Origin of the sequence: Butyrivibrio sp. (assembly GCF_017940685.1) — a bacterium.
Lineage (GTDB): Bacteria > Bacillota > Clostridia > Lachnospirales > Lachnospiraceae > Butyrivibrio.
This window is the reverse complement of sequence record NZ_JAGAYD010000234.1, coordinates 1-4,078: the sequence shown is the minus strand read 5'-3', so window position 1 is coordinate 4,078 and position 4,078 is coordinate 1. Positions and strand designations below refer to the sequence as shown.

3 protein-coding genes are annotated in these 4,078 nt (G+C 44.7%); all 3 read right to left on the bottom strand.

All coding sequences use genetic code 11. The annotated features are described in order from the left end of the window. Positions 1-1,563 (bottom strand): ABC transporter ATP-binding protein (locus J6I68_RS13830; protein WP_292221182.1); only part of this gene is annotated, 1,563 nt, incomplete at its 3' end. Between the two features lie 15 nt (positions 1,564-1,578). Next, complete coding sequence (locus tag J6I68_RS13825) at positions 1,579-3,309, bottom strand: ABC transporter ATP-binding protein (RefSeq protein ID WP_292221181.1); 1,731 nt, start codon at positions 3,307-3,309, stop codon at positions 1,579-1,581. Between the two features lie 408 nt (positions 3,310-3,717). Then, positions 3,718-4,017 (bottom strand): hypothetical protein, encoded by a 300-nt coding sequence (locus J6I68_RS13820; RefSeq protein ID WP_292221180.1) that lies wholly within the window; start codon positions 4,015-4,017, stop codon positions 3,718-3,720. Positions 4,018-4,078 lie beyond the last annotated feature (61 nt).

Genomic DNA, 4,078 nt, shown 5'->3' with positions numbered 1-4,078 from the left:
GATGCTGGATGTGGCTTCATCAAGGATCAGGATCTTAGGGTCAGTTAAAAGAGTTCTCGCAAAGGCGATAAGCTGCCTCTGTCCATTTGAAAGTCCTCCGCCCCTCTCAGTTATCACCGTGTCGTACCCCTTCTCCATCTTTTCAATGAAGTCATGTGCGTGAACAGCTTTGGCAGCTGACAGCATCTCTTCATCTGTGGCGTCAGGGCGTCCATACTTGATGTTGTCTCTTATGGTTCCGGAAAAGAGATAGTTGTCCTGGGTCATGATTCCTAACTGACTTCTAAGTGACTGGATCGTAACCTTACTGATATCATATCCGTCAACAAGTACCCTTCCGCTCTTAGTATTGTAGAAGCGGCTTATAAGGCTCACAATAGTGGTCTTACCTGCGCCAGTTGGTCCCACAAGAGCAATGGTCTCCCCTTTCTTTGCCTTAAATGAAACGTCGTGCAAAATGTCCACATCAGGCTCATCAGGATAAGCAAAGGTCACATGGTCGAACTCAACATTTCCTTCAATTTCCGGAATGTCCACAGCCTTAGTTCTATCCTTTACCAGCGGTTCCATATCCATGATCTCGTAAACTCTCTCAGCTGAAGAAAGGTTAGTGATCAGCTTGTTGTAGTAGTTTGCCAGGTTCCTGATGGGGCTAAAGAACATGCCAAGGTACAGAACGTAAGCTGAAAGAGTACCAATGGACTCCTGAGTCACTCCAAGCCTGGTAACAGCAAGGTAGTACAAGGTTGCTGTTCCAAGGCCGCCAGCCACCTCAATGGTAGGACTGTATAGGTCTGTTATCACAACCGCTGACCTGAAGGCATGTATAACTTCGTCAACGATACCGTTAAACTCCCTTTCTGCCTCTTTTTCGGCATTAAAGCTCTGGATGATGGACACGCCCTCAATTCCCTCGTGGATAAAAGCTGTCATGTTGGAGTCTTTCTTTTTCCACTTCTGCCATCTCTTGTGGGCCAGGATTTCACAGAAATACAAGCCGCACATGATGATTGGAACTGCAACTGCCGCTGAAAGAGACAGTACCGGGCTCTTGACTATCATGATAGTAAGGATCACCGCAAGGCTTACAGCCTCTGGCACCAGGTTTGTAACTGTGCTTGAAAGAACTTCTTTAAGTGCATTTACATCTCCTGTAACTCTTGCAAGGATCTTGCCTGAAGGTCTCTGGTCAAAAAAATCAACCCCCAGCTCCTGAATGTGGATGTAGAGCTTTCTTCTGATGTTCATGATCATGTTGTTGGAGATCTCAGCCATCATGCGCCTCCATACTCTGGTGGCGATGTAGCTTAAAAGTGCAAGGCCCATCATGACACCTGCCATGGCAAAGAGCCCTGTGATGTTTCCTTTAATGATCTCGTCGTCTATTATCTTTTCTATAAGAAGAGGATAAGCCGTTGAAATTGCCACCGTCACAAGGATCAGCAGCGTAACGATAACGATCTTTCCTCTGTATTCCAGAAGGTTTGAAAGGAGTCTTTTAAGGACGTCCAGCTTCAAACTCTCCTTTAATTCTTCATCTTCTCTGGTGCTATTAATAGCCATTTTATGCACCTCCTTTTATATAGCCATGGCGTTGCGATAGTCGCCATACTGAGCCTCGTAGGTGCTGTAGTAGAGACCTCTCTTTTCAATGAGCTCAGCGTGGGTTCCTCTTTCTTTTACCGCGCCATTTTCCAGAACTATGATCTCGTCGGCATCCTTAACAGATGAAATCCTGTGGCCGATGATGATCTTACTCATGTCTTTCTTTTCCCGAAGCTCTGCCTGGATCGCAGCCTCAGTCTCCATATCAAGGGCTGAAGTGGAATCGTCAAGGATAAGGAGATTTGCCTTCTTGGCCAGTGCCCTTGCTATTGAAAGCCTCTGCTTCTGACCACCTGATAGTCCGATTCCCCTCTCACCGATAACAGCGTCGTAGCTGTCGGTTATCTTCTCCACAAACTCCTGGGCGTGAGCACTCTTTATGGCAGCCTTAACAGTTCTCTCGTCCATGCTCTCTTTGCTGCCAAGCCTTACATTTTCAGTGATGGTGTCTGAGAAAAGAAATACATCCTGGGTTACCACTGATGAAAAGGCCCTTACATCGCAAAGTGGCATCTTCTTGATGTCCTTGCCCTCGATCCTTATGGATCCTTCTGATGTGTCATAGAACCTCTCAATTAAGTTTACAATGGTGCTCTTACCAGCGCCTGTAGCTCCCATGATACCAAGGGTGTTGCCCTTAGGGATTGTAAAGGATACATCCTTTAAGATCTTTTTTCCATCCATGGTGAAGGTCACATTGTCAAAAGAAATCTCTCCTGCTGCCTTGTCATCAAAGGCCTCTTCGTTCTTGGCCACAGGATCTGTGATCTGCGCCTCAGTCTTCATAACCTTTTTAATTTTCTTGTATCCTGCAAGCCCCTGTGATATCAGAGACAGCATCCATCCAAGATTCTCAATTGGCCACACGATGCTTATGGAATATGAAACGAAGGCAACCAGAGTTCCATAGGTGATACTTCCTTTAATTGCCGCATATCCGCCAATAGCAACCACGAATGTCTGCATGATCTTAGGGATAACTGCAAGCAGCGGATCTGTATCAGCCAGGTCTTTAGCGAACTTCTTGTTGGCATCTGCATAAGCTATATTCTTTTCATCAAACTTTTTAAGCTCACTGCTCTCAGCAGAAAATGCCTTAACTGTCCTTACACCTGATATGTTTTCTTCAACAACCTTGGTGAGGGCCGCATTCTTTTCACTGATATCGTCGTAATCCTTATCAAGTTTCTTTTCCAGGAAAAGAGCTATGAAAGCCAGAGGCGGCATAAATACCAGGGGCACGATAGACAGCTTCCAGTTAAGCGTCAGCATGCACACAATTACTCCAAAGAAGTAAACTGTAGCTTCCGTCATCAGCATCCCAACAAAGCCCGTAAGGTCCCAGACACTTCCTGCATCGTCCTTGACCCTTGCCATCAGCTCGCCGGTGTTGGTCTTGTCAAAATATCCTCTGTGAAGGGAAAAGATGTGCTTCATCATATCCTTGCGAAGCCCGGATGCAACGCGGCAACCTGACATGTCGCAGAGGAACTCTTTTACAAACTGGAAAAGAGCTCTTCCAAGTCCTGCTGCAATATACAAAAGGATATCCCTTCTGAATATATCCATATTTCTTCCCACGATAACGTCGTCCACCATGGAAAGAGTTATAAATGGTACGAGAATGTCCACCAGGGTACTGCACACCAGGCATATACCGCCGATCAGATATCTCCACCAGTTTCCAATAATATACTTTTTCAAACTTATCACGTCCTCTCAAAGCTAAAACAATAGATGTCTTCTGCGTAAAAAAATAACGATAGGAAATCCTATGGAGATCCTACCGCTAAATTATCCCTGCACTGCGCGCAATATCTGCAGATATAAAAATAGCGTGATCTCCACATGTGGAAACCACGCTGCTAATACAAAAGCATACCTATATCAGGCAAACTCCAGCGAGGTAACCACAATATTTCCATGTAGTAGTTCGTTATTTCTCATCTTAATTCCTGACATTGTGTTACCTCCTTTCGAAATATTTTTTCAATTACATAATTACATTATGACAGCCACAAAGCGTTGTCAATAGTTAAATAACCGATTTGTACCAAAAAGAGCCCCAGACTAGGTCTGGAGCTCTCCAATTACCAAATTATTTTTACGTTTTTAAACGGCTACTATGGTCAGCTTCTGAGGCTCAACATTTCTGATCTCGCCCTTTCGTCCACGGCAAACAATTCCCTTCTCAATAACTATCATGGTAGCGTGGGCCTTCATGGCATCATTAATCTGTTTGACTGCTGCCTCGTAGTCCTGGGGCGTCATGGGGATCACATAGTCATGATTCATGTGCTCAGTGGAGATCACTGCTGAACGGAATCTTGGAACATATCTTATCCCATAAAATGTAGTTATCTCAGTATTCAGCATTCCGCTATTGTCAGAGCACTGCATGGAAATGTACATGATCTCACCTCGCTTTCCGCAAAACAAAACAACCATCTACTAAATAATGATAATATAATTT

Coding starts and splice junctions, on each gene's coding strand:
- J6I68_RS13820 (WP_292221180.1), bottom strand. CDS start 4,017: ATGTACATTTCCATGCAGTGCTCTGACAATAGCGGAATGCTGAATACT.